The organism is Bradyrhizobium ganzhouense, assembly GCF_049949285.1.
GTDB lineage: Bacteria > Pseudomonadota > Alphaproteobacteria > Rhizobiales > Xanthobacteraceae > Bradyrhizobium > Bradyrhizobium ganzhouense.
The window spans coordinates 8766889-8791996 of sequence record NZ_CP181318.1 but is presented as its reverse complement, the minus strand read 5'-3'; the positions used below and the strand labels follow the sequence as shown (position 1 = coordinate 8791996).

The following is a 25108-nucleotide window of genomic DNA, read 5'->3' as shown; positions in this document are numbered from 1 at the left end:
GGTTCCGCGTTAGGATTACCCAGGCGTTAAGCTTGCCTCAGGCCGCGCGCAAATGTTTCAGTCGAGACATATAGAATCACAGGGAATGCACCCGTGCTGTCGACCCTCAACGGACGCTTGAGCAATCGGCTGGCCCGGCATTTCCGCGCCGCGCCGCACCGCTTGCCGGCGCACGCGCTGATGGTGAGCTTCACCTTTGATGACGCCCCCGACAGCGCCGCGGGCGAGGGCGCCTCGCTGCTGGAAGAGCATGGCGGGCGCGGCACGTTCTATCTCGCCGGCAGCCTGATCGATCAACCCGGAGACCATTGGCGCGGGCTGTCGAACGATGCGATCGTCCGGCTGCATCGCAGCGGTCACGAGATCGGTTGCCACACCTTCTCGCATTTGCGCGCGATCGATCTCGACGAGAGCGCGATGGCGCGCGAGATCGAGCGGAACCGCAGCCATTTTCTCGGCATCGACTCTTCGATCCGGCTCGAGAATTTCGCCTATCCCTATGGCCTCGCCTCGGTCTGGCGCAAACCGCAGCTCGCCCAAAACTTCCGCTCCGCGCGAGGCATCCTTCCTGGCGTCAACAGCGACGTCATCGATCTCCAGTTCCTGCGTGCTTCGCCGCTGGTCAATTGCGAGATCGATACGGCGGGCGTGGACCGTTATTTCGACGAGGCGGTCGCAAGCGGCGGCTGGCTGATCTTCTACGGCCACGACGTCGTCGATGCGCCGAGCCCCTATGGCTGCACGCCGGCCCTGCTGCGCCACGCGCTGAAGGCCGCGGAAAAGCGCAGCATGCCGATCGTGACGGTCGCCGAGGCCTTGCGCAGGATCGGCGCGTAGCTTTTCCCCTGTCCCCCGTTTGCGCGGAGAAGATGGACTTGCAACGTCAGCGCCGCCATGCGACTGGCGTTGTGACGAATCTCGCAAACCCCCGACACGCCCATGCCCGCCCCTTCCACCGCTCCGCTGCCAGCGCCGGCCGATGGCCGCGATGCGCTGTCGGTGCTGCATTCGGTGTTCGGCCTGCCGGGGTTCCGGGGCGCGCAAGGCGACATCATCCGGCACGTCACCGACGGCGGCAATTGCCTGGTGCTGATGCCGACCGGCGGCGGTAAGTCGTTGTGCTATCAATTGCCGTCGTTGTTGCGCGAAGGCTGCGGCATCGTGGTTTCGCCGCTGATTGCGCTGATGCGCGACCAGGTCGCGGGTCTGCTCGAAGCCGGCGTCAACGCAGCGGCACTGAATTCGTCGCTGACATTGCAGGAGGCCTCCGACATCGAGCGGCGCCTGATCGCGGGCGATCTCGACCTGCTCTATGTTGCGCCGGAACGCCTGGTGACGCCACGCTGCCTGTCGATGCTGGCGCAGGCCAAGGTGGCGCTGTTCGCGATCGATGAGGCGCATTGCGTCTCGCAATGGGGGCATGACTTCCGACCCGAATATGTCGGCCTCTCCATCATCGCCGAACGCTTTCCCGATGTGCCGCGCATCGCGCTGACCGCGACCGCCGACGAACTGACGCGGAAAGAGATCGTTCAGCGGCTCCAGCTCGCGGACAGCCCGCAATTCGTCTCCAGCTTCGACCGCCCCAACATCCGCTACGAGATCGTCGACAAGCGCAACGCGGTGTCGCAGCTGAAGGAGTTCATCCGGGAGCGCCATGAGGGCGATGCCGGCGTGGTCTATTGCCTGTCGCGTAACCGCGTCGAGGAGGTTGCTGCCGCACTCGCCGAGGCCGGCATTGCGGCGCTACCCTATCACGCCGGGCTCGATAGCAGCGTGCGTTCGCGCAACCAGGACCGCTTCCTCAATGAGGACGGCATCGTCATCGTCGCGACGATCGCCTTCGGCATGGGTATCGACAAGCCAGACGTGCGCTTTGTCGCCCATCTCGACCTGCCCAAGAGCATCGAGTCCTACTACCAGGAGACCGGGCGTGCGGGGCGCGACGGCAAGCCGTCCGCAGCGTGGATGGCCTACGGTCTCTCCGACATCGTGCAGCAGCGCCGCATGATCGACGAGTCCACCGGCTCCGACGACTTCAAGCGCGTCTCGATCCGCAAGCTCGATGCGCTGGTTGGCCTTGCCGAGACCGCGCAGTGCCGGCGCAAGCGGCTGCTTGGGTATTTTGGCGAGACGTTGCATGGCGAGAGCTGTGGCAATTGCGATAACTGCCTGACACCGCCAAAAATGCGCGACGGCAAGGTGCTGGCGCAAAAGCTTCTGTCTTGCGCCTACCGCACCGGGCAGCGTTTCGGCGCGATGCATCTGATCGACGTGCTGATCGGACGTCTGACCGAGAAGGTCACGCAGTTCGGCCACGACAAGCTGTCGGTGTTCGGCATTGGGCGCGAGCTCAACGAGAAGCAATGGCGCACCGTGCTGCGGCAGCTGGTGGCGATGGGGCATCTGCAGAGCGACAGCGAAGCCTTTGGCGCGCTGAAGCTGACGGAGACCGCGCGCGGTGTGCTGCGCGGGGAGACAGAGGTGTGGCTGCGTGAGGAGGCGCCCGGCACCCGCATTCGCTCCAGCCGTTCCAAATCCCGTCGCGGCGATCTCGCACCGGTGGCCAATGCTCCGCAAGGCGATGTCGATCCCGAATTGCGCGCGCGGTTGCGCGCCTGGCGCTCGGATATCGCGCGCGAGCGCGGTGTGCCGGCCTATGTCGTGCTGCACGATGCCACCATCGACGGCATCGTCAGGGCCTGGCCGACCACGCTGGACGAGCTGCGCAACGTCCCCGGCATTGGCGACAAGAAGCTCGAGCATTATGGCGAGGAGCTGTTGCAGATTGTGCGGACGCGGTAGGCGCCGCGACGGCTGTTAGCACGCCGCACACGCTCTACATCGTCATCCCGGACAAGCGGAGCGCAGATCCGGGATCGATACCGCGTGATCTATCGGTTGCGATCAGTAGGCGTACCGAACTGCAAGTCTTCGCCTAACCCCTCCCTGGGGGTATGGGCCCCGGCCTTCGCCGGGACGACACCCGTGTATGAGGCTCTGGCTGAGCCTCTCACCCGTTCCGGAACGCGTAGCCGTAGCCGTTCAGCGCCGGCGCACCGCCGAGATGGGCGTAGAGGATCTTCGCGCCCTTCTCGAAGTGGCCCTTCTGGGTCAGATCGATCAGACCCTGCATCGATTTGCCTTCATAGACGGGGTCGGTGATCATCGCCTCTAACCGTGCGGTGACGCGGATCGCCTCCTTGGTCTCCTCCGACGGAACGCCATAGGCGGGATAGGCGTAATCCTCGATCAAGACGACGTCGTCGGCAACGATGTCCTTGCCGAGTTCGACGAGCTTTGCGGTATTCTGGGCGATCGAGAGCACCTGCGCTTTCGTCTGCGCCGGGGTGAAGGAGGCATCGATACCAATCACCTTGCGCGCACGGCCGTCGGCGGCGAAGCCGACCAGCATGCCGGCATGAGTGGAACCGGTTACGGTGCAGACGATGATGTAGTCGAACTGGAAGCCGAGCTCTTTCTCCTGCTTGCGCACTTCCTCGGCGAAGCCGACATAGCCGAGCCCGCCAAATTTATGCACGGAGGCGCCGGCGGGAATCGCGTAAGGCTTACCGCCCGCGGCCTTCACGTCCTCGATCGCCTGCTCCCAGCTCTTGCGGATGCCGATGTCGAAACCGTCGTCGACCAGGCGCACGTCGGCGCCCATGATGCGCGAGAGCATGATGTTGCCGACGCGGTCATAGACGGCGTCCTCGTGCGGCACCCAGGCTTCCTGCACCAGGCGGCACTTCATGCCGATCTTGGCGGCGACCGCCGCGATCATGCGGGTGTGGTTCGATTGCACGCCGCCGATCGAGACCAGCGTGTCGGCGTTCGAGGCGATCGCGTCGGGGATGATGTATTCGAGCTTGCGCAGCTTGTTGCCGCCATAGGCGAGGCCGGAATTGCAGTCCTCGCGCTTGGCGTAGATCTCGACATTGCCGCCGAGGTGCTTCGATAGCCGCTCCAGCTTTTCGATGGGTGTCGGGCCGAAGGTCAGCGGATAGCGCGCGAATTTGTCCAGTTTCATTGGATCATCCCGATTGGCGTTGGTCTGGGATGTGGCTAGCATTGCACCGCAAAAAGGTGCTTTCGAATATTGCGGCCATATTGCGCGTAATCTTGCATAGATTATGGACTGAGATAATATTACTTCCGAAGTTTCGTCAATTTATGGAAGTTTCTTCCATGCCAGCCCGTCTCGATCGCGTCGACCTCAAGATGTTGAGATTACTGCAAAATAACGGTCGGCTCAGCAACGCCGAGCTGGCCGAAACGGTCGCGATCAGCCCCGCCACCTGCCATCGTCGCACCCAGCGCCTGTTCGAGGACGGCTTCATTGCCACGGTCCGCGCCATGGTGGCGCCGAAGAAGGTGGCCAAGGGCACGCTGGTGATGGTCGGCGTCGTGCTCGACCGCTCGACGCCCGAGAGCTTCGCCACCTTCGAGCAGGCGATCGCCAGGCTGAAATTCGTGCTCGACTGCCACCTCGTCGCCGGCGACTTCGACTACTTCCTGAAAATCCGCGTCGGCGACATGGAGGACTTCAACCGCATCCATGGCGAACAGCTGATCGCACTCCCCGGCGTGCGCCAGACCCGCACCTTCTTCGTGATGAAGGAGGTCGTCGACAACGCGCCGCTGGAGTTTTGAGCGGGCAGACACTCGATCGGCCGATCAGGGGCGATGCCTGCTCTGGGCCGCTCGGGGCCCGCCTACACGAGTACAGTAGAGCAGATAGCTTCCGTCTTCGTGCGATGCATTGGTCTTGGCAACTTCTTTCCAACCGCGCTTCTCGGGATCTCGTTCGAAGTGCTTTGGCTTCGTTTCAATTAGAGGACCTGTCTCCGTCTCGATCTTGTTGATTGTCCAATCGTAGACTATGGCGGGTGCGCCTGGTTGGTGGGCATGACTTTCAAAGTAGTAGAATGGATCTACTCCGATGGAGACTAGTCCTCCCAACCACGTGCCTGGGCGAGAATCGTCAGGAGGCTTTCCGTCACAATACATGAGAAGGCCGGCGTCCAACACCCACCAGTCATCTTGCGCATGCACGACTTGAGCAAGAATTTCGTAAGAGCTCTCGAACAGGTGAGTGATTGACGGCGCTTTGTGGTCAGGTCGACCGTACTTGGGAAGCGGGACTACTGGCCAGAATTCGAGCGCGAATGAGGCGTTTGTCGCTTGCGCGAAATCACCATAGTTGCCGTCCTGAATAACCCAACTATCAAGTCCGACGACTAGATCGGCCATCGCATGCCCCGCCAAAGAATGATGGGACATAACATGGTTGTATCTGCATCGCCATACCACTTACAAAATTGCACGGTCGTCACGGCAACTTCACTTGCCTTGCGCGCGCACGCGGGCGAGCTTTCGACCTTCTCAACGAGGAGATCCTGCCGTGCGCCTTCCCATTCTCGATCCGAAAGAGCTGAGCGACGAACAGAAGCCGCTCTATGCCGACATGCAAGCGGGCATCAAGGACCACTTCAAGGGCTTTGTGAACATGCGCGACGACGGCGCGCTGCTCGGCCCCTGGAATCCCTGGATCCGCGAGCCACGTTTCGGCGGGCCTGTGTGGGAGCTGGTCAAGGCGATCGCGTCGAACCCGCTGCTGCCGGCGCCGGTGCGCGAGGTCGCGATCCTCGTCACCGGCTCGCATTTCCGCTCCGGCTACGAGCTCTATGCCCATGTGCTGGTGGCCGAGCAGCGTGGCCTCTCCGACGAAAAGCTTGCGACCATCGTTGCCGGGCAACGGCCGGTCGATCTGACCAGGCAGGAGGCGGTCGCCTACGACATGGCATCTGCCCTGGTCAGCGGCGGTGTACTGCCCGAGCTGACCTATCGTGCCGCTGTGAACGAGTTCGGCGAGCACGGCGCCGCCGAGCTGTCCTATCTCGTCGGCGTCTATTGCATGGTCTCGGTGACGCTCAACACGTTCGATGTGCCGGTGCCGGAATAGATCGGCTGCGGACGATCATTCCGCCGCCTTGCTTGCAGGAGGCGGAGGCATCCAGGCGATGCAGCGATTGCGGCCCTCGTTCTTGGCCTGGTAGAGCGCTTGATCAGCCGCGCCCATCAATGTGTCGATGCCGGACATGCTGACGGTGGCCTCGGCAACGCCGATGCTCACGGTAAGGCCGAACTGCACCTGATGCGCGTTCAACCGGATCGCCATGGCGCGTTTGCGGATTCGCTCGGCGACGAGCTTGGCGCGTGACAGGCTGGTCTCGGGCAGCAGAACCGCGAACTCCTCGCCGCCGATGCGGCCGACGAGATCGGACTTGCGCTTGCCTTCGTTGCACGCGGCTGCAACAGCCTTGATCGCTTCGTCGCCGACCGCGTGACCGTAGCGGTCGTTGACCGACTTGAAATGATCGATGTCGAGCATCAGGACCGAGACCGAGCGGTAGTAGCGCTGGAAGCGGCTCCATTCCGCATCGAGCGCCCCCAGGAAATGCCGGCGGTTGTACAGGCCCGTGAGCGGATCCGTGGTCGCCAGCCGCTCCAGCATCGCGGCTTTGTTGGTGAGATCGGTGATGTCGACATAGGTCAGCATCCGGCCGCCGTTTGACATCGTGGTGCAATGGGTCCTGATCCGCCGCCCGTCAGGTGTCTGAAGGTCGCGCACGTGATCGCCGGCCTTGACCTCGGCGACGCGCTTGCCGGGGAATTTTGCCAGCTCGTTGGCCGGAAGGTCGGGTGCGCTCGCGCGCTGTGCGCGGCTCACCAGTGAAGCATAGGCCGGGCGGGCGGCGGCCTCTTCTTCGCTCACTTCCCAGAACCGGCGCATCCGCAAATTCATGAAGCTCGCGTTCAAGTCGGAGTCGAGCAAGAGAACGCCGTCCTGAACATTCTCCAGAGCGTCTCGCAGGAGCTTGAGCTCGTCCGAGGAGCGGACGATGTCGGTGACCGGCGTATAGGTCAGCATGCGCCCGCCGTCAGGCAATGGCGTGCATTGTACACGCACGACATCGCCATTGGTACGGCGCACGTCGACAGGCGTCGGATCGCCGGCCTCGATCACGCGGACACGCTCTTTCACGTGAGCCTCGAGGGCGGGGTCCGGCACCTCATAGGCTCCGATGTCGCGCCCGTGATGAAGCAGCGTGAGGATGGACGGATTGCTGTCGGCGACCTGGTCAGGCAGGTGCCACATCTGGCGAAACGACCGGTTGATGAGGCGCGCCCTGAGGTTGGCGTCGAGCAGCACGATGCCGGTCGGTACGTGATCGAGGGCCGCACGCAGCGCCAGCATCTGGGCGCGCATCAGCGTATCAGGCGAACGGCCCTGCTCGTCGCTGGCCGGGCGCTGGATGGCGTCCGGCTGCTCGAAGGCGACCCCGACCTGACGGTCCGATCGCCAGATCACCCGGCAGCTCAGGATATCGCGTCCCTGAAGCCGGAGCTGGAATCGCTCGGGAACCCCGAGGCCGCTCTCCATCTCCAGAGTCGCGGCCTCTTCAGACACCCGGCGCACGACGCAGTCGATCGACGACTGGCCGTAGTTGAAGATGATCTTCCCAGAAAGGAACGTCCGTTCCGGCACCAAGCGGGACATTTGCAGTCTCCAAGGCTGCGCAAGATGTGAAAAAGCCGAACGAGTGTCGCGCAAGGTTACTTGCGGCGATGTAACGCGCTCGATGTTTTCGGATGAGGATTAACGATCGGTTGACGCGGAATTTTACCGAAGATCAACCATGACACCCGGTCAGTTGCGCACGGCATAAAGCGGCGTGCGCAGCGTCACCTGGTAGGACGGCTTCGGCATCCACGCGATCTGTGCGGTGATGCCGAACAGACGGTTGTCATTGTCATCCATGCGGTCGAGGTCGAGGCGCAGGATCGGCTGGGTGAACGGCTCCGCAAGCGTCCGGCCTGCGAGCTGCGCACCGCCGAACGACTGCACGCCGAGGCGCCCGGTGAATTTCCAGTTGCTCGGCCATTGGTAGTAGCCGCCGGCGTAGAGGATTGTGTTCGGCCTGATCCGGGCAATCTGGCTGGCAATGTCGGTGTATGTGTATTGCACGCCGGCAAGCCAGCCCCGCGTCTCGTCCGCGTCGAGCGCGTAGTCGAATTCCAGGACGTGGTTGAACGAATTCGTCATGCCCTGTTCGTTCGGCACCGATTGGGTCAGCGTGGATTGCAACGTGATCGTCGGGATCTTGCCGCCGTTCTGCTGGTAGAGGTCGGCCTGCACGCCGATGTTCCAACTGGTGATGTCGAATGTCGACCAGCCGCCGCCGATATCCGTCGCCGAGCCTGACACACCGCCATAGAGCGACACGCGATCGCTGACGTCCACGGTCAGCGGCAGGTCGACGGCAATCGATTTTGCAGCAGGCAAGCCGTTCGGCAGTGTCGCGCCGCGTTGTGCCGCTAGCGCTTCGAACGCCGCCGAGAGTGAGGTGTTGCCGAAACCGAGCCCAAGCGTACCCGCTGGGATCGTTGCATAGGTCGTGCGAAGATCGAGATAGATGTTCGGGACGACAGGCTTTGCCGCCGTGTCCTCGTCCGCGTCGGCGGCGGCGCCGGCCGGGATCGTCAGACACAGCAGTCCCGTCGCGACAGCGCGCAAGACCGAGTCGGACGTTGGGCTGCGTTGGGACACGTGACAATCCGACGCGTGGCGCTCTGGTGATAGAACCGCCCGCTAGATGGAACGTGATCGTTGGTGTGGTCAAGGTCAATCCACGGGCAATGGACGATACCGCTGTGCGCGGTTACCCTGCCGTGATCGCACTGACACACTCGCCCGGCACTGTGCAGGCCGGACAATGGAGACGACAGCCATGAATACGTCACGCCGCATCCTGCTCGCTGGAATGGCTGGGCTCGCCATGGCTCCGACCGCCGTGGCTGCCGGGCACGCCCCGGCCGTTGGCGATGCGACGGTCGCCGAAGAACGCTTCGCACGCCTGATTGCCGCCGCGCATGCGCCCGACGTCGCCGGCCCACGCCAGGCCGAGCGCTATGCGGATGCGCATTGGCCCGACTATGTCGTGGCGGCTAGGGCCGTGCTCGAGGCGCGGGTGTGATTTGCGCCTTTATTTTCCCACCGCGCGCCGCACCTGCTCGCCGATCTGCGACAGCACGAGCTGCGCCTGCGGCAGGATCGCGCCCATGGCGTGGAAATTGTGGACCATGCCGTCGTGGCAAATGTGCTCGACCGCGACGCCCGCGGCGAGCAGCTTGCGCGCATAGGCATTGCCTTCGTCGCGCATCGGGTCGAACTCGGCGGTATGGATGATCGCCGTCGGCAGGCCTGCAAGGCGCGTCGCGCGGAGCGGGGAGATGCGGGGATCGGCGGCATCCAGGCCCTCGGGCAGGTAATCGGCCAGATCGGCCTCGATCGTGGTGCGGTCGATCAGATGTCCCTCGGCGAAGGCCTCGCGCGAGGGCGAGGTCTCCTCGAAATCCAGCACCGGGCAGATCAGGCATTGTGCGACGATGGAGAGGCCGGCGCTCTGCGCCGCCTCCTGGCAGACGATCGCTGCCAGCGTGGCGCCAGCGGAATCGCCGCCGATGACCAGCCGCTCGGCGTCGATGCCGAGCGAGGAGGCTTCGCGCGCGACCCACTCGGTGGCAGCGATCGCGTCGTCGACGGCAGCAGGAAATTTGTGCTCGGGCGCGAGGCGGTAGTCGACCGACACAAGTCGGCAGCCGGTCGCATGCGCCAGCGCCGCCGCGATACGGTCATGCGTCGCAATGCTGCCGGCGACGAGCCCGCCACCATGAAAGAACACGAAGCCCGGCGCACGCTCGCCGGCGGACGCCGGCGAATAGAGCCGATAGGGCAGCTCTCCGCCAGGGCCGGGCAACACGCCGTCGGACGCGGTCACGTCAGGCGCCTCGGCCCGCGCAAATTGCATCAGCTTCGCCAGCGATTGTCGCCGCGCCTCGACACTCGGCCGGCTCAGCGCCTCCGGCGCAGCCGCAGCCATCATGGTCAACAAGCGTTTTGCGAGCGGATCGAGCGGCATGGGAAACTCCGTGACGTGCCGGACATTATAGCCGGTTTGGTCGCGCTGTTGTCATACCCTCCCGAGGGAGAGTTGATGCTTCGCCGCAGCAAATCGTTTAGAAATTGGGACAATAGTGCCCGGATATTTTTCGAGGGGAGCCTTGTGATGGCCGAGATCAAGAAGCCGATCGAGTATTCGCCAAGCTGGACCTTCTTCGAAGGCAAATGGCATGACGGCAATGTGCCGATCATGGGTCCGCGCACGCACGGCGCCTGGCTCGGCTCGGTCGTGTTCGACGGCGCGCGCGCGTTCGAAGGCGTTGCGCCCGATCTCGACCGGCACATCGCTCGCGCGAATCAGTCCGCCATTAATTTTGGCCTGAAGCCGGTGGTCGATGCCGGCACCTGGCTCACGCTCGCAACCGAAGGCATCGCGCGCTTTGCACCGAATGCCGAGCTTTATGTCCGGCCGATGTATTGGGCGCAGAACGGCGCAGGCGGCGGCGTGCTGTTCGATCCTGAAACCACCAATTGGTGCCTGTGCATCTACGAGGCGCCGATGCCGAAACCGGTCGGCAATGCGATCACGCTGTCGCCGTTCCGCAGGCCTACGGCCGAATGCGCGCCGGTCGAAGCCAAGGCCGCCTGCCTCTATCCGAACAATTCGCGTGCCCTTGCCGAAGCCGCCTCGCGTGGCTTCCAGAATGCGCTGATGCTCGATATGCTCGGCAACGTCGCCGAGTTCGGCAATTCCAACGTGTTCATGGCCAAGGACGGTGTTGTCTTCACGCCGACGCCGAACGGCGCCTTCCTCAACGGCATCACGCGCCAGCGCGTCATCGGCTTGCTTCGCGCCGACGGCGTCACCGTGGTCGAGACGACGCTGCGCTATGCGGATTTTCTCGGCGCCGACGAGATTTTCTCGACCGGCAATTTTGCGAAGGTCGCGCCCGTGATTCGCATCGACGAGCGGGAGCTACAGCCGGGTCCATTCTACACCAAAGCGCGCAAGCTCTATTGGGATTTTGCGCATGCGGTGAAGCTGGCGGCTTAGGCCGCCGCACACTCCGTCATTGCGAGCGCAGCGAAGCAATCCAGGCTGTCTCCGCGGAGGGACTCTGGATTGCTTCGCTGCGCTCGCAATGACGATGACGAGGCAGTCGGGCAAAGCAGCCGAGGGTGCGCCTTACAGAAAGACCTATTCGTCCTTCTTCGACATCTTTTCGAGGCGCTCCTGCATGTCCTTCATCTGCTGGCGCAGGTCGTCGATGTTGGTGTCCTTTGCCGGCTCGGCGCTCGCATCGGGCTCCGGCTCTGAGCGGCCCGGCGTGGGGACAAACGGCTTGAACATCGAGAAAGTCTGCTGGAACAGCTCCATGTTGCGGCGGACCTGTTCCTCCAGCGGCGCAAACGGAGTTCCGGACAGCGAATTGGCGATCTGCTTGCGGAACTTCTCCTGCTCCTGGGTCAGCGTCGCGATTGACTGCTCCAGATATTTCGGCACCACCATCTGCATGCTGTCGCCGTAGAAGCGGATCAGCTGGCGCAGGAAGGTGGTCGGCAGCAGGTTCTGGCCGGCCTTGTTCTCCTGCTCGAAGATGATCTGGGCGAGCACGGAGCGGGTGATGTCGTCGCCGGTCTTGGCATCGTAGACCAGGAAATCTTCGCCGTCCTTGACCATGGCGGCGAGGTCTTCCAGCGTCACGTAAGTGCTCGTTCCGGTGTTATAGAGCCGGCGGTTCGCGTATTTCTTGATGGTGGTGGGTTGGTCTGATTTCGCCATGGGCTCTCACTTCAAAGACGCTGAGAACGGGAACCTGCAGGGCCAATGCCGCAGGGCGGGAAGAGTACGCAACGCAACAAAATAAGCATTTTCAACGGGGTCACGCTACCGTTTTGTGCGGCACGGTTAATTGCACAGCAAAAACGTGCTTGCGAAATCGCCAAGAACGCTATTTTGAATGCGTTGCGGCATGAATTCGGTCAGCTGCCGATTGACATGCCGCAATGACGTTAACAGGATGCCATTCGAGACTGGCGAGCCGTTTCCCAGCCCCGTCTGCCCCCCTTTCAACCCTAGGAGATGCCCATGTCAGACGATGTCGTCATCGTCAGCGCCGCCCGCACCCCGGTCGGCAGCTTCAACGGAGCCTTCGCGACCCTTCCCGCCCACGATCTCGGCGCGATCGCCATCAAGGCTGCGCTGGAGCGCGGTGGCATCGAGCCCGGCCGGGTCTCCGAAGTCATCATGGGCCAGATCCTGACCGCCGCTCAGGGTCAGAACCCGGCCCGCCAAGCCTCGATCATGGCCGGTATTCCCGTGGAGAGCCCGGCCTGGGGCGTCAACCAGCTTTGCGGCTCGGGCCTGCGCACGGTTGCGCTCGGCTATCAGGCGCTGCTCAACGGTGATTCCGAGATCGTCGTGGCCGGTGGCCAGGAATCCATGAGCATGGCTCCGCACGCCCAGCACCTGCGCGGCGGCGTCAAGATGGGCGCGCTCGATTTCATCGATACCATGATCAAGGACGGCCTGTGGGATGCCTTCAACGGCTACCACATGGGCAACACCGCCGAGAACGTCGCGCGCCAATGGCAGATCACCCGCGCCCAGCAGGATGAGTTCGCGGTCGCCTCACAGCAGAAGGCCGAGGCCGCGCAGAAGGCCGGCAAGTTCAACGACGAGATCGTTCCGGTCACCATCAAGACCCGCAAGGGCGATGTGGTCGTCAGCGCCGACGAATATCCGCGTCATGGTGCCACGATCGATGCGATGGCGAAGCTCAAGCCTGCCTTCGAGAAGGACGGCACGGTCACTGCAGGTTCGGCCTCGGGTATCAATGACGGCGCCGCCGCCGTGGTGCTGATGACTGCCAAGCAGGCCGCCAAGGAAGGCAAGAAGCCGCTCGCGCGCATCGTGTCCTGGGCGCAGGCCGGCGTCGATCCGAAGATCATGGGCTCGGGCCCGATCCCGGCCTCGCGCGCCGCGCTGAAGAAGGCCGGCTGGAGCGTTGGCGATCTCGACCTGATCGAGGCCAACGAAGCCTTCGCGGCGCAGGCCTGCGCCGTCAACAAGGACCTCGGCTGGGACACCTCCAAGGTCAACGTCAACGGCGGCGCCATCGCGATCGGCCATCCGGTCGGCGCTTCCGGCGCGCGTGTGCTGGTGACGCTGCTGCACGAAATGCAGAAGCGCGATTCTAAGAAGGGCCTTGCCACGCTGTGCATCGGCGGCGGCATGGGTATCGCGATGTGTCTGGCGCGCGACTGACGATAGCTGACGCCTGACTTGCGTGTGATTTGCGCGTGCGCCGCACACATAAGTGAGTGCGTTGCACGCGACTAAAAAGGCAGCGGTTGCAAATCAAATATTCTTCGCAACCGCGCACGCCTCGACTAAATACAAACGCCCGGCTCAACGCCGGGCGTTTTGTTCTTGATGTCCGTCAAACCAGCCGCATAATCACCGTTAAAAAAACGATCGCTCAGAAACGTCCTAAGAGTCCAAGGGAAGGAATACGATATGGCACGAGTTGCATTGGTGACGGGTGGTACGCGGGGCATCGGAGCTGCGATCAGCAAGGCGCTGAAGGCGGCTGGCTACAAGGTCGCGGCGAGTTATGCCGGCAATGATGCTGCGGCGGAGAAGTTCAAGGCCGAGACCGGCATCGCCGTCTACAAATGGGACGTCAGCAGCTTCGATGCCTGCGCGGAAGGCGTGAAGAAGGTCGAGGCCGAGCTCGGCCCGGTCGATGTGCTCGTCAACAATGCCGGCATCACCCGCGACACCGCCTTCCACAAGATGACGCTCGAGCAGTGGAACGCCGTCATCAACACCAATCTCGGCTCGCTGTTCAACATGACCCGTCAGGTGATCGAGGGCATGCGTGCGCGGAAATTCGGCCGCGTCATCTCGATCTCGTCGATCAACGGCCAGAAGGGGCAGTTCGGCCAGGTCAATTATTCCGCAGCCAAGGCTGGCGACATCGGCTTCACCAAGGCGCTCGCAATCGAGAACGCCAAGGGCGGCATCACCGTCAACGCCATTGCGCCGGGCTACATCAACACCGAGATGGTGCAGGCTGTGCCGAAGGACGTGTTGGAGAAGAACGTGATCCCGCAGATCCCGGTCAACCGGCTCGGCGAGCCCGAAGAGATCGCGCGCGCGGTCGTGTTCCTGGCGGCCGACGAGGCTGGCTTCATCACCGGCTCGACCTTAACCATCAATGGCGGTCAGTATCACGCCTGATATGGTGTCAAGCCTGTAGCGTTGGGCGAGACAAGGCGATAGTGAAGACGCAAATGCCCGGCCTCGTGCCGGGCATCATCGTCCTCAGAGCCTTTTGATCCATGACACCGCGCGCCGCCACACTGATCGGACTGACCGCGATCCTGATGTGGTCGCTGTTGTCCGTGATGACGGTGGCGACCGGAAAGATACCGGCGTTCCAGCTCGCTGCGATGACCTTTGCAATCGGCGGTCTCGTCGGCCTGCTTACCTGGATCGGCCGCGGTGACGCCGCGGACAGCCTGCGTCAGCCGCTCGTCGTGTGGCTCGTCGGCGTTGGTGGCCTGTTCGGCTATCACGCGCTCTATTTCCTCGCGCTGCGCTTCGCGCCGCCGGCCGAAGCCGGCCTTCTGAATTATATGTGGCCGCTGCTGATCGTGCTGTTCTCGTCGTTCCTGCCGGGTGAGCGGCTCGCCGTGCATCACATCGTCGGCGCCGTGCTCGGCCTCGTCGGCACCGTGCTGCTGTTTGCCGGCAATACCTCCGGCTTCGCGCCGGGCGCGGTGCCGGGATTGGTCGCGGCCTTCATCGCCGCCTTCGTCTGGGCGACCTATTCGGTGCTGTCGCGGCGATTGAAGGCGGTGCCGACCGATGCGGTCGCGGGCTTCTGCCTCGCCACATCAGTGCTCGCCGCGCTGATGCATGGTCTGCTCGAAACCACGGTGTGGCCCGAGACGAATTTGCAATGGCTCGCGGTGATCGCACTCGGCATCGGCCCCGTCGGCGCTGCCTTCTACGCCTGGGACATCGGCATGAAGCGCGGCGACATCCGCGTGCTCGGCGCCGCTTCCTACGCGACGCCGCTGCTCTCGACCGGCTTTCTCATCGCCGCCGGCTTTGCCAAAGCCAGCGCCAACATTGCGATTGCCGCAATCCTGATCGCCGGCGGCGGCATGATCGCGGCAAAGGACATGGTGCTGCGGAAGCGGTGAGAGTCCGGGGCTAGGGCTCCCAGCCCTTCGGCGCGAGCTCGAATTTTGCGAACTCGAAGGCGGGCGCCACGGTGCAGCCGACCAGCGTCCACTCGCCGGTGGTCTCCGCCATCTGCCACGCATCCGCCGGCACGATGGCCTGCGGCCGCTCGCCGCTCACGAGGTCCGTGCCGAGCCGCACCTCGTGCTGGGAGCAGCCGTCATGTGCGATGCGCAGCGTCAGCGGGCCTCCGGCATAATAATGCCAGGTCTCGACCGCATCGATCCGGTGCCAATGCGAGCGCTCACCGCGTGCGATCAGGAAGTAGATCGATGTCGAACGCGAACGGCCATTGGCGTCGGTGGTCTGGTCGCGAAAGGTCTCGCGATAGTGGCCGCCCTCGGGATGCGGGCGGAGCTCAAGGCGCGTGATGATCTCGGCTGCGGTCGGCATCGATCCCCGTCAGGACTTGATCTTCAAGACTTGATCTTCAAGACTTGGTCTTCAGGACTTGTTCTTGCGCTCGCGCAGCTCGCCGAAGACTGCGGCGGCATCCGCGCCCTTCATGTGTAGCCTGGCTGCGACCGAGGGTTCATCAGCGCGCAGGAACACGTTTGCTCGCTTCTCATCACCAAGCAGTGAGGGAATGGTCGGCTTGTTCTCCGCCCGCAGTCTCGTCACTTCCGCCGCGCGTGCCTGGAGGGCCGCATTATCGGGATCGACGGTCAGCGCGAACTTGACGTTGGAGGCCGTATATTCGTGGCCGCAATAGAGCTTGAAGTCGTCAGGCAGGGCCCGCAGCTTCAACAGCGAGTCCCACATCATGGGATAGGTGCCCTCGAACACGCGGCCGCAGCCGATCGAGAACAGCGTGTCGGCGGCGAACAGCGTCTTCTCGGTGTCGAACACGTAGGAGATATGGTCGAGCGTGTGACCGGGCGTTTCCAGCACGCGTCCGAGCAGCGTGCCGACCTTGACCACGTCGGCATTGGCGACGCGCAGGTCGACATTGGCAATTGTCGTCGTCTTGTCATGCGGCGCGACGACGCGGCAATTGTATTTCTGCTTGAGCTCGGCGACGCCCCCGACATGATCGCCATGATGATGGGTGATCAGGATATCGGTGAGCTGCCAGCCCTCACGCTCCAGCGCCTTGATGATGGGACCGGCTTCCGGTGCGTCGATCGAAGCGGTTGCCTTGGTTTCCACATCGTGGATCAGATAACCGAAATTGTCGTTTAAACAGCTGAAAGTACGAATTTCGGCAGCCATGACATCTCCATCGCGCTCAGCCCCGTCAGACAAATATGGCGTTAACGTTGCGCAGGCAATGCAATATTCCGCGCGCAGCCGCCGCCCTGTGCATGTTACATTGCCGTCATGACCATCGATGTCGTCGACCTTCGCGAGTTCTATTCCCGTCGCCTCGGGATTGTGGCGCGGCAGATGATCAATCGCGGCATCCACGAGCGCTGGCCGAACGCCGAGGGCCAGCGCGTGCTCGGCATCGGCTATCCGACGCCCTATCTCGGGCTGTTCCGCGAGGACGCGGAGCGCTGCATTGCCTTCATGCCGGCGGCCCAGGGCGTGTTGAAATGGCCCACGGGGCGGCCCGCGCTGGCCGCGCTGGTCGATGAGTTCTCGCTGCCGCTTCCCGACGCCGCGGTCGATCGCATCCTGCTGGTCCATGCGCTCGAGATGTCGGACGATCCGGCCGCGCTGTTGCGGGAGGTCTGGCGGGTGCTGTCGCCGTCCGGCCGCGTCATGGCGGTGATCCCGAACAGGCGCGGCGTGTGGACGCGCAGCGACAACACGCCGTTCGGCCATGGCCGTCCCTATTCGCGCTCGCAGATCACGGACCTGCTGCGCCAGACCTGGTTCACGCCGACCGGCTGGGGTGAGGCCTTGTTCATGCCGCCTTACGCGGGCCGCTGGGTGCTGAAATCGGCGCAGATGTGGGAGCGTGCCGGTGCGGCGCTGTCGCTGCCTTTTGCCGGCGTCCACATCGTCGAAGCCACCAAGCAGGTCTATCGCGCGATCCCCGCCAAGCGCGAACGGGCGCGGCTGATTCCCTCGTTGAAGCCGGTGCTGGTGCCGTCCTCGACGACGGTGAGGCGGGGCTGAAAACAAATCGTCCCGGCGAGGCCGGGACGATCATGCATTGTCAATCCAAGATTTGGTTGCGGCTTACTCGCTGGGGGCGAGATCGTCGCCGGAAGCGGCAGGAGCAGCCTCGCGCTCGGGGCGCGGGCCGTTATGCGGCCGGCGGCGCCGCCGCGGGAAACGCTCGCCACCGCCGCCATTGCCAGCTTCGAAGCCGCCCGGAGCACCGTTCGTCTGCGGCGGCTGCGCGCCGGTGATGAAGGAGGGCAGGCGGTCGACATTGCCGGCGTCGGCGATGACAGGCTGCGGCTGGTTCGGCGGTTGCGGCTGCTGATATTGCGGCTGCGGACGATGGTCGCGTTCGCGGTGCTCGCGCGGCTGCTGCTGGTCGCGAACATAGGGCTGCTGGTTATTGTCGCGCTGCTGATAGTCGCGATTGTGATCGCGCTGGCCCTCACGCTGATAGGGCTGTTGCTGCTGCGGAGGCTGCGGAACGAAGCCCGGCTCCTGGCCGAAATTCGAGAAATTCTCGCCGTCGTCCTCGCCGTCGTCACCGCTGCTGGTGCTGATGGGCTCATCGCCGCGCGGCTGCTGGTTCTGGCGGAACTGTTCCTGCGCCGCCGCGATCAGGCGAAAATAATGCTCGGCGTGCTGGTAGTAGTTTTCGGCGGCGACCGGGTCGCCGGAGGAGCGCGCGTCGCGCGCAAGCTGAAGATATTTTTCGGCGATGTGCGAGGCGGTGCCGCGGATCTTGATGTCGGGGCCGTTCGATTCGTAGACCCGGGTCATCGGGTTCTGGCCGCGCCGGTTATTGTTGTTGTTGTTATTGTTGTTGCGGTTGCGCATCCGCTGCTTGTTCTGACCGTTTCTCATGTCCTGCCTTTAATTCCAGCCCTAAGGGTTGCACGCATTACTGATTGCTAGGAGTGACCTGATGACAGCGGTTCACATGCCTCACGCGCACCGCGCGCAAGAGCGGACTGAACCCTGCCGATGTTCGTCGACCGTCGCGTTCAACAAAGACGCGTTCCCCACCCGCCAGCATTCATCGCCAGCGAACCCATTCATATCGCCTGCCGAAACAAGCCCTGCTTTGTTGCGTAAGTCTTCAAGCGCAATATCAGGCTTTCGTTCACGTTGCGGTCGGAAAGCAGCGTACCTCAATGGGCCATCGCGCTTAACAGGACCTGCGGCTTGGAACCTAAAATCAGTGAAGCTCTCGCCTGAGAGCCCGGCTTTCGCCCGTAGCTCTACGGGGCCGACACCGATGTGTTGATCGGAAGGTAGTCGTTCCCAAGGGATATTCCAAGAGGTTTTTTAGAGCCCAATCCGGCTTTTATGGGGTCATTTTTCGGGCCGAGACCGCTCGCAGGACACCCGCCAGGTCGGCCTTGGGCGGCCTGTCGATCGATAGCGCGGCGGCCGCCATCAAGGCCTGGATATCGCTGGCCTGGCCTTGGCCGGCCTCGACGATCAGGGCGCCGCCGGGCGCGAGCCGCTCGGCCGCCTGCGGAATCAGGGCGCGATATGCGTCGTAGCCGTCATTGCCGCCGTCGAGCGCCAGATGCGGATCGTGCTCGCGCACCTCGATGCTCAGTTTCGGAATTTCCCCGGCGGGAATATAGGGCGGGTTCGACACGATCAGATCGAACGGACCGTGCAGCGCCGCCGCATAGGAGCAGGCGACGAACGCCGCGCGGTCGGCGAGGCCGAGGGAGGCGGCATTGCCTTTTGCCGTGCCGAGCGCAGTGAGGCTGAGATCGGTGCCGACGCCAAACGCATCTGGAATTTCGTGCAGCAGCGCCAGCAGGATCGCGCCGGATCCGGTGCCGATGTCGGCGATACGCGGGCCCCGTCCTGTAGTCATGCGTTCGCGAAAAATCTCGAGCGCCAACTCCACCACCGTCTCGGTGTCCGGCCGCGGCACCAGCGTCGCCTCGGACAGGCGGAACGGCAAGCCCCAGAATTCCCGCGCGCCGAGAATGCGCGCCACCGGCTCATGTGCAAGCCTTCGCTGGGCATATGCTTCGAGCCGCGCAGCCTCCTCGGGCGTGAGGTGCCGTGCCGCCTGCGTTATCAGGCCGGTCAGATCGAGCCCCAGCGCGGCGCCGACGAGCAGGCGCGCATCGAGGGAGGGCTCTTCGATGCCGGCCGATTGCAGCCGCGCCGCGAGCGCGCGCCGTGCACTCTCGATGCTGTGTCCGGAATCGAAACCTGTCGCCAATGGATCCATCCTGCCTGGCATCGTGGATAGATCGGCGGCCTTGCTTGCGTCAACGGAAACGAGCGCGTTTGATCGCGCCGCGCGGCGAAGGAGGGCATCCATGACGGCCTATGACGATCAGAACGTCTTCGCGAAGATCCTGCGTGGCGAGATTCCCTGCTTCGAGGTATTCAGGGACGAGCGCAGCTTCGCCTTCCTGGACATCATGCCGCGCTCGCCGGGGCACACGCTGGTGATTCCGAGAGCGCCGGCGCGCGGCATTCTCGACATTGCGGATGACGATCTCGCCGCGGTCGCCCGGACCGCCAAGCGGATCGCGGTCGCGGCGATGAAGGCATTCGACGCGGAAGGGATTATCCTGCAGCAGTTCAGCGAGCCGGCCAGCGGGCAGGTGGTCTTTCACCTGCACATGCACGTCATGCCGGTCAGGGCCGGCGTCGAGCTGCTGCCGGCGCAGACGAGTAAGGAGGACATGGCCGTGCTCGCCGATCACGCCAGGCGGATGATCGCGGCGCTCGGTGGCTGATTAGACGCCGAGATAGCGCTGCAGCAGCTCCGGCTGGGCCTTGAGTTCCTGCGCCGGGCCTTCGTGGACGATGTGGCCGTTGTTGATGATGTAGATCCGCGTCGCCAGCGCGAGCGTTGCCGCCAGATTTTGCTCGACCAGGACGATGGTCTGACCGGCGGCCGCGAGTTCGCGGCACGCCTTGACGAGATCGTGGACGATGACAGGCGCCAATCCTTCGAACGGCTCATCCAGCAACACGATCTTGGGATCGCGCACCAGGGCGCGTGCGATCGCCAGCATCTGCTGCTCGCCGCCGGAGAGCTCGGTGCCGCGGTTGCCGCGACGTTCCTTCAGCCGCGGAAACATCTCGTAGACACGACCAAGCGGCCAGCGTTTTGGCGCGGTGATCCCGGCGAGAACGATGTTCTCCTCCACCGACAGGCTGCCGAAGATGCGCCGCTCCTCGTGCACGAGCTGCATGCCGGCCTGGGCGATCTTGTGGCTCCTGCGGCCAGCGATGTCGATGCCGTCGAACTTCACGCTGCCACTGCGCGGCGTCACCACGCCCATCAGGCTCTTCAGCGTGGTGCTCTTGCCGGCGCCATTGCGGCCGAGCAGCGCCACCACCTCGTGACGTTCGACATGCATGGCGACGTCGAACAGGATGTGGGAATCCCCGTAATAGCTGTTCAGGCCGTCGACCTCGATCAGGCTCATGCGGCGATCTCTCCGTGCACGCCGCCGAGATAGGCTTCCTGCACCGCGGCGTTGGTCTTGATTTCCTCGGGCGTGCCGGAGACCAGCACACGGCCCTCCTGCAGCACCGTCACGCGCTCGACCAGCTCGAACAGCGAATCCATGTCGTGGTCGATGATGATCATGGTGCGGCCGAGCGCGATCGATTTGAGCAGCTTGACCGTCTCGACCCGCTCGCGCGGGCTCATGCCCGCAAGCGGTTCGTCGAGCAGCAGCAGGCGCGGCGACGTCGCGAGCGCGAGCCCGATCTCCAGCCTGCGCTTCTCGCCATAGGCGAGCTCGGACACCGGCGTGTCGGCGCGGCGCGTGAGGTTCACCAGCGCGAGCGTGTGCTCCACCTGCCGCGTCAGGCCCTTGACGCCGGAGAGCGAGCGGAACAGGTCGAGCCGGAACTTTCCGCGCAGCTCCGCGAGGGCGGCGATCGTCAGGTTCTGCCGCACCGTTAGCCCAGTGAACAGCTGGTTGACCTGATAGCTCTTGGTGAGTCCGAGTTGGCAGACTTCGGTGACCTTCAAGCCCGTGATGTCGCGTCCCTCGAACATGATCTGGCCGGCGGTCGGTGCGACCTCGCAGGTCAGCATCTTGAAGAAGGTCGATTTGCCGGCGCCGTTGGGCCCGATGATGCCGCGTAGCTCGCCCTGATCGACGCTGAAGTCGATGTTGCTGTTGGCGACGAGGCCGCCATAGCGCTTGGTGAGGCCGGTGGCTTTCAGGATCGGCCCGGAATAGGCGGGGTGCTCGACCTCCTTGGCCAGCATCGGCGCCGGGGCGGGTGGCTGCGCGACTTCGCCCTCCGCGGCGTCTGGTTCCGCCTCCGTCCGTTTACGCTTGCCGGACATGAGACCGTAGAGATCGACAAGGCCGCCCACAATGCCGCCGCGCAGGAAGCAGACCAGCAGCACGAACACGACGCCGAGCACGAGCTTCCAGGCGGCTCCAAGACCAAGCGCGGACTGGAGGAAATCCTGCAGGAATAGCCAGACGGTGGCGCCGACCAGCGGGCCGAACAGCGTGCCCCTTCCGCCAATGGCGGTCTGCATCACGAGCTGGCCGGAGGTGTCGAAGGTGAAGGCGTCAGGCGGCATGAAGGCTTGGAGCACCCCGAGCAGGCCGCCGGCGAAGCCCGCGTAAGCGGCGGCGATCACGAAGGCAGTCAGCTTGTAGCCGTGGATGTTGTGGCCGACCGCGGTGGCGCGCAGCGGGTTGTCCCGGATCGCGCTCAGAATCGCGCCGACCGGCGAGCGCACGATCCTGAGCGCGATGATGACGCCGATGAAATAGCACAGCGCGATGAACTGATAGAGCGACCAGCCATTGGTGAAGTGGACGGTGGTGAAGCCGAGATTGAAGCTCGGGGTCGGCACGCCCGGCAGGCCGTTCTCGCCGCCGGTGAAATCCGAGAGCGGATTGAACTCGACGAAGAAGAACACCTCCGCGATCGCCACCGTGATCATGGCGAAATAGATGCCGGTGCGGCGCAGTGCGATCAGGCCGATCAGATAGCCGGTCGCCGCCGCCGCGATCATGCCGATGACCAGCGCGCCCAGCACGTTGCTGAAGCCGGCACGGGTCAGGAGGTAGGCGGCGACGAAGCCGCCGGTGCCGTAGAAGGCGGACTGGCCGAACGACAGCAGGCCGGTGAAGCCGAACAGGATGTCGAAGCCGAGGCCGAACAGGCCCCAGACCAGGATCCGGTTCACCGTGTTCGGCGCAAAGCCGAGATGAGGCAGCAGGAAGGGAGCCACGATCAGGCCGATGGCCGTCAGTGTCTCGATCAGGAACGGGCGCTGCTTGAGCATCAGCGGATCACTTACTCGCGGCCCTGCACGCCGAGCAGGCCATGCGGTCGCACCACGAGCACGAGCGTCATCGCCGCAAACAGCATCACATAGGCGTAGCCGGGGTTGAACATGGAGGTGACGCTGATGATCTCGCCGGCGATCAGGCCGCCGAGGATCGCGCCGGGGAACGAGCCGACGCCGCCGATCACCACCACCACGAAAGTCTGGACCAGGATGTCGTCACCGATCCCCGGCGTCAGCGACACCACCGGCGCATTGACGATGCCGGCAAAGCCCGCGGCCATTGCGCCGATGCCGAACACGACCATGAAGACGCGGTAGACGTTGATGCCGAGCGAATCGACCATCACCGAATCCTCGATGCCGGCGCGCACGATCATGCCGAGCCGGGTGCGGTAGAGGATGATGAACAGCGCGCCGAGCGCGATCGCGACGATGCCGACCACGGCGAGGCGGTAGGTCGGATAGAACATGAAGCCGAGATTGGTGATGCCCTGGAATAGCGCCGGCGGCGGCACCAGCTGCGACTGGCTCGAAAAGATCAGGCGCACGAGCTCGACGAAGCAGATGCCGAGGCCGAATGTCACGAGGAGCTGATCCTCGTGCGGGCGGTGATAGAAATGGCGGATGATGACGCGTTCCATCACGACGCCGAGCAGCATCACGAACAGCGACCCCGCGATCACGGCGAGGATGAACGATTCCGTGTACTGGTAGGTGACGAAGCCGGCATAGCCGCCGATCATGAACATCGCGCCATGCGCGAGATTGAGCACGCCGAGCGTGCCGTAGATGATGGTCAGGCCGGAGCTGATCAGCGCAAGCAGGGCGCCGAGCGCGAGCCCGTTGAAAAGCTGCGAAACGAGATTGGGCCAACTAATCATGCGACGATCGCTGTTGTGACGCGCGGCGGTGCGTCGTCAAAAAGGTGACGCCGCAGGTCCAGAGTAAGGCCTACGGCGTCACAGGGGTTAGCGTGGACTCAGGTGTAGTCGCCGAGATGGCAGCCGAACGCGTCCGGCTTCTGCATCAGGCCTTCACCCGGGACGATCTCGACGACGTCGTACCAGTCTTCCTTGTTCTTCATGTCCTTCTGCTGCTTGCCCTTGACGATGATCACCGGGCGAACGCACTGGTGATCCTCGGGGCGGTAATGCAAGTCGCCGACCAGGGAGGGGATCGTCTCGCCCTTCTCATAGGCCTTGATCACATCGGGCGGATTGAAGCTGCCGGCCTGCTCGCACATGCGGGCCCAGTGCGCGAAGCTGACATAGGCGTTCTCGGCGCCCCATTCCGGCTTGTAGCCGTACTTCTTCTCGAAGGCCTCGTTGAACATCTTGGCCAGCGGGAACTTGTCTTCGATCGTCCACCAATAGTCGGTCGCGGCATAGACGCCCTGCATCAGGCCGCCGGTCTCGCGCGCGATGAACGGCACCTGGTAGGGGACCACCAGCTTCATCTTGTCGAGCACGCCGAACTGTTTTGCTTGTTGGGTCGACAGCACCGCGTCGTGACCCCAGTTCACGTTGATCAGCACGTCGGCGCCGGAGTTCGCCACGTTCAGCAGATAGGAGGAATAGTCGGGCGCGCCGAGCGGGGCGACCTGGTTGGTCACGGTGGTCCAGCCGGCGGTCGCGAGGAAGTCCTGCATCGACTTGGTGACGGTGTGGCCGTAGGTGTAATCCGGCGTGAGATACGCGGCCTTCTTGCCCTTGCCGAACTCCCGCACCATCACCGGGCCGATCGCGGCCGCTGCCGTCTGGCCGAAGAAGTTCTGACGCACGCCGTAGCGCACGCAGTCCTTGCCGGTGGTGTCGTTCGAGCCGGAGATGCCGCACACGAACAGCACGTGCTCGCGCTGGGCGAGCTTGTTCAGCGCGACCGCAACGGCGCTCGACGTGCCGCCGGTGATCATGATCGCCTTGTTCTCGCTGATGAAGCGCTGCTGGGCCTGCACCGCTTCGTTCGGCTTGGCGGCGGAGTCGGCGACGCCGAACTTCAGCTCCTTGCCGAGCACGCCCTTGCTGGTCTTGGGCGAGATCTTCTTGATCAGCTCGTGGCCTTCGTTGATGTGCTCGATCGCGAGCTGATAGCCCTTGAGCTCGTCCTCGCCCTGCACGGCATAGGTGCCGGTGCGCGGCACCGAGATGCCGATGAAGGCGGTGGAACCCGACACGCCCGTGGGATAGGAGCCAATCGCCGGCTTGTCCTCGGCAAAGGCCGGCATCGCCGGCAGCATCGAGCCGCCGATGAGGCCCGCTGTGGTCTGGAGCAGGCCACGGCGCGACAGGCCGCGGCGGATGAAATCGTCAGTCATGGTCGTTTCCTCCGAACATCGTTCTTGTTTGCAGGCAAAACACGACCTGTCCGGCGGCGGCCGGCCCCACAGGCCTGCCCGCGCCGGGCACGTCACATCCGCGTGTAGCTCTTGCACGTAAGCATTGCTTGTGAAGGCCGTCTGTCAAATTCGCCTTTGGTCGAACGACGAAAATTATGTCGTGAAAACATATCGTATAACGATATATATTAGTCTTTGTGACTATGAGGCTGG

Annotated in this window: 25 protein-coding genes; 11 read left to right on the top strand and 14 right to left on the bottom strand. The window is 63.8% G+C overall.

Translation table 11 applies throughout. The annotated features are described in order from the left end of the window. The first annotated feature begins 93 nt into the window (after positions 1-93). Positions 94-837, top strand: a complete 744-nt coding sequence (locus ACLFLU_RS40950; protein WP_426410289.1) for a polysaccharide deacetylase family protein — start codon at positions 94-96, stop codon at positions 835-837. A 102-nt stretch (positions 838-939) separates the two neighbouring features. Continuing rightward, the gene (recQ, locus tag ACLFLU_RS40945) at positions 940-2805 is read left to right on the top strand and encodes a DNA helicase RecQ (RefSeq protein ID WP_426410288.1); all 1866 of its coding nucleotides are present in this window, start codon (positions 940-942) and stop codon (positions 2803-2805) included. A gap of 208 nt (positions 2806-3013) precedes the next feature. Here the strand turns inward: recQ and ACLFLU_RS40940 are convergent, their stop codons facing one another. Then, positions 3014-4030 (bottom strand): 1-aminocyclopropane-1-carboxylate deaminase, encoded by a 1017-nt coding sequence (locus tag ACLFLU_RS40940; RefSeq protein WP_426410287.1) that lies wholly within the window; start codon positions 4028-4030, stop codon positions 3014-3016. 158 nt (positions 4031-4188) lie between these two features. On the opposite strand from ACLFLU_RS40940, the gene ACLFLU_RS40935 reads away from it, so the two are divergent. Continuing rightward, positions 4189-4653: an Lrp/AsnC family transcriptional regulator gene (locus ACLFLU_RS40935; protein WP_426410286.1), complete on the top strand. Its 465-nt coding sequence runs from the start codon at positions 4189-4191 to the stop codon at positions 4651-4653. 24 nt (positions 4654-4677) lie between these two features. On the opposite strand, the gene ACLFLU_RS40930 is transcribed toward ACLFLU_RS40935, so the two are convergent. Further along, positions 4678-5253 (bottom strand): hypothetical protein, encoded by a 576-nt coding sequence (locus ACLFLU_RS40930; RefSeq protein WP_426410285.1) that lies wholly within the window; start codon positions 5251-5253, stop codon positions 4678-4680. A gap of 151 nt (positions 5254-5404) precedes the next feature. On the opposite strand from ACLFLU_RS40930, the gene ACLFLU_RS40925 reads away from it, so the two are divergent. Beyond that, positions 5405-5965, top strand: a complete 561-nt coding sequence (locus ACLFLU_RS40925) for a carboxymuconolactone decarboxylase family protein (RefSeq protein WP_426410284.1) — start codon at positions 5405-5407, stop codon at positions 5963-5965. A gap of 15 nt (positions 5966-5980) precedes the next feature. Here ACLFLU_RS40925 and ACLFLU_RS40920 read toward each other — a convergent pair whose 3' ends face one another. Both ACLFLU_RS40920 and ACLFLU_RS40915 read right to left on the bottom strand, forming a co-directional pair. Then, the gene (locus ACLFLU_RS40920) at positions 5981-7564 is read right to left on the bottom strand and encodes a sensor domain-containing diguanylate cyclase (protein WP_426410283.1); all 1584 of its coding nucleotides are present in this window, start codon (positions 7562-7564) and stop codon (positions 5981-5983) included. 150 nt (positions 7565-7714) lie between these two features. Further along, positions 7715-8581 (bottom strand): hypothetical protein, encoded by an 867-nt coding sequence (locus tag ACLFLU_RS40915; RefSeq protein ID WP_426414178.1) that lies wholly within the window; start codon positions 8579-8581, stop codon positions 7715-7717. A 214-nt stretch (positions 8582-8795) separates the two neighbouring features. Between ACLFLU_RS40915 and ACLFLU_RS40910 the strand changes: the two genes are divergently transcribed. Beyond that, positions 8796-9041 carry a hypothetical protein gene (locus tag ACLFLU_RS40910; protein ID WP_426410282.1) on the top strand — a complete coding sequence of 82 codons (246 nt, stop codon included), beginning with the start codon at positions 8796-8798 and terminating at the stop codon, positions 9039-9041. Positions 9042-9050: 9 nt separating this feature from the next. Here the strand turns inward: ACLFLU_RS40910 and ACLFLU_RS40905 are convergent, their stop codons facing one another. Further along, on the bottom strand, positions 9051-9986 hold the full coding sequence (locus tag ACLFLU_RS40905) for an alpha/beta hydrolase (RefSeq protein ID WP_426410281.1): 936 nt from the start codon (positions 9984-9986) through the stop codon (positions 9051-9053). 147 nt (positions 9987-10133) lie between these two features. Here ACLFLU_RS40905 and ACLFLU_RS40900 point away from each other — a divergent pair, with 147 nt between their 5' ends. Continuing rightward, positions 10134-11021, top strand: a complete 888-nt coding sequence (locus ACLFLU_RS40900; RefSeq protein ID WP_426410280.1) for a branched-chain amino acid aminotransferase — start codon at positions 10134-10136, stop codon at positions 11019-11021. A 144-nt stretch (positions 11022-11165) separates the two neighbouring features. Here ACLFLU_RS40900 and phaR read toward each other — a convergent pair whose 3' ends face one another. Beyond that, positions 11166-11750, bottom strand: a complete 585-nt coding sequence (gene phaR, locus ACLFLU_RS40895) for a polyhydroxyalkanoate synthesis repressor PhaR (protein ID WP_426410279.1) — start codon at positions 11748-11750, stop codon at positions 11166-11168. Between the two features lie 306 nt (positions 11751-12056). Here phaR and ACLFLU_RS40890 point away from each other — a divergent pair, with 306 nt between their 5' ends. The 3 genes from ACLFLU_RS40890 to ACLFLU_RS40880 all read left to right on the top strand — a co-directional run bounded on the left by ACLFLU_RS40890 (position 12057) and on the right by ACLFLU_RS40880 (position 15184). After that, entirely contained in the window at positions 12057-13235 is a 1179-nt protein-coding gene (locus tag ACLFLU_RS40890) for an acetyl-CoA C-acetyltransferase (protein WP_426410278.1), read from the top strand. 252 nt (positions 13236-13487) lie between these two features. Beyond that, on the top strand, positions 13488-14213 hold the full coding sequence (phbB, locus tag ACLFLU_RS40885; protein ID WP_426410277.1) for an acetoacetyl-CoA reductase: 726 nt from the start codon (positions 13488-13490) through the stop codon (positions 14211-14213). A 101-nt stretch (positions 14214-14314) separates the two neighbouring features. Next, on the top strand, positions 14315-15184 hold the full coding sequence (locus tag ACLFLU_RS40880; protein WP_426410276.1) for a DMT family transporter: 870 nt from the start codon (positions 14315-14317) through the stop codon (positions 15182-15184). Between the two features lie 10 nt (positions 15185-15194). Here ACLFLU_RS40880 and ACLFLU_RS40875 read toward each other — a convergent pair whose 3' ends face one another. Both ACLFLU_RS40875 and gloB read right to left on the bottom strand, forming a co-directional pair. After that, the gene (locus ACLFLU_RS40875; protein ID WP_426410275.1) at positions 15195-15617 is read right to left on the bottom strand and encodes a cupin domain-containing protein; all 423 of its coding nucleotides are present in this window, start codon (positions 15615-15617) and stop codon (positions 15195-15197) included. Positions 15618-15668: 51 nt separating this feature from the next. After that, positions 15669-16436 carry a hydroxyacylglutathione hydrolase gene (gene gloB, locus ACLFLU_RS40870; RefSeq protein WP_426410274.1) on the bottom strand — a complete coding sequence of 256 codons (768 nt, stop codon included), beginning with the start codon at positions 16434-16436 and terminating at the stop codon, positions 15669-15671. Between the two features lie 108 nt (positions 16437-16544). On the opposite strand from gloB, the gene ACLFLU_RS40865 reads away from it, so the two are divergent. Next, complete coding sequence (locus ACLFLU_RS40865) at positions 16545-17288, top strand: methyltransferase domain-containing protein (protein WP_426410273.1); 744 nt, start codon at positions 16545-16547, stop codon at positions 17286-17288. A 63-nt stretch (positions 17289-17351) separates the two neighbouring features. Here the strand turns inward: ACLFLU_RS40865 and ACLFLU_RS40860 are convergent, their stop codons facing one another. Together ACLFLU_RS40860 and prmC are read right to left on the bottom strand one after the other, a co-directional pair. Next, positions 17352-18140 carry a DUF4167 domain-containing protein gene (locus ACLFLU_RS40860; protein WP_426410272.1) on the bottom strand — a complete coding sequence of 263 codons (789 nt, stop codon included), beginning with the start codon at positions 18138-18140 and terminating at the stop codon, positions 17352-17354. 463 nt (positions 18141-18603) lie between these two features. After that, complete coding sequence (gene prmC, locus ACLFLU_RS40855) at positions 18604-19500, bottom strand: peptide chain release factor N(5)-glutamine methyltransferase (protein WP_426410271.1); 897 nt, start codon at positions 19498-19500, stop codon at positions 18604-18606. 91 nt (positions 19501-19591) lie between these two features. Here prmC and ACLFLU_RS40850 point away from each other — a divergent pair, with 91 nt between their 5' ends. Then, positions 19592-20017 carry an HIT family protein gene (locus tag ACLFLU_RS40850; RefSeq protein WP_426410270.1) on the top strand — a complete coding sequence of 142 codons (426 nt, stop codon included), beginning with the start codon at positions 19592-19594 and terminating at the stop codon, positions 20015-20017. Here the strand turns inward: ACLFLU_RS40850 and ACLFLU_RS40845 are convergent, their stop codons facing one another. From ACLFLU_RS40845 to ACLFLU_RS40830, 4 genes are all read right to left on the bottom strand, one after another. Next, entirely contained in the window at positions 20018-20716 is a 699-nt protein-coding gene (locus tag ACLFLU_RS40845; RefSeq protein WP_426410269.1) for an ABC transporter ATP-binding protein, read from the bottom strand. Next, positions 20713-22554 (bottom strand): ABC transporter permease subunit, encoded by a 1842-nt coding sequence (locus ACLFLU_RS40840; protein WP_426410268.1) that lies wholly within the window; start codon positions 22552-22554, stop codon positions 20713-20715. Before ACLFLU_RS40840 ends, ACLFLU_RS40845 begins: the two co-directional genes overlap by 4 nt. An 11-nt stretch (positions 22555-22565) precedes the next feature. Then, the gene (locus ACLFLU_RS40835) at positions 22566-23441 is read right to left on the bottom strand and encodes a branched-chain amino acid ABC transporter permease (protein WP_426410267.1); all 876 of its coding nucleotides are present in this window, start codon (positions 23439-23441) and stop codon (positions 22566-22568) included. Between the two features lie 98 nt (positions 23442-23539). Next, positions 23540-24874, bottom strand: a complete 1335-nt coding sequence (locus tag ACLFLU_RS40830; protein WP_426410266.1) for a substrate-binding protein — start codon at positions 24872-24874, stop codon at positions 23540-23542. Between the last annotated feature and the right edge of the window lie 234 nt (positions 24875-25108).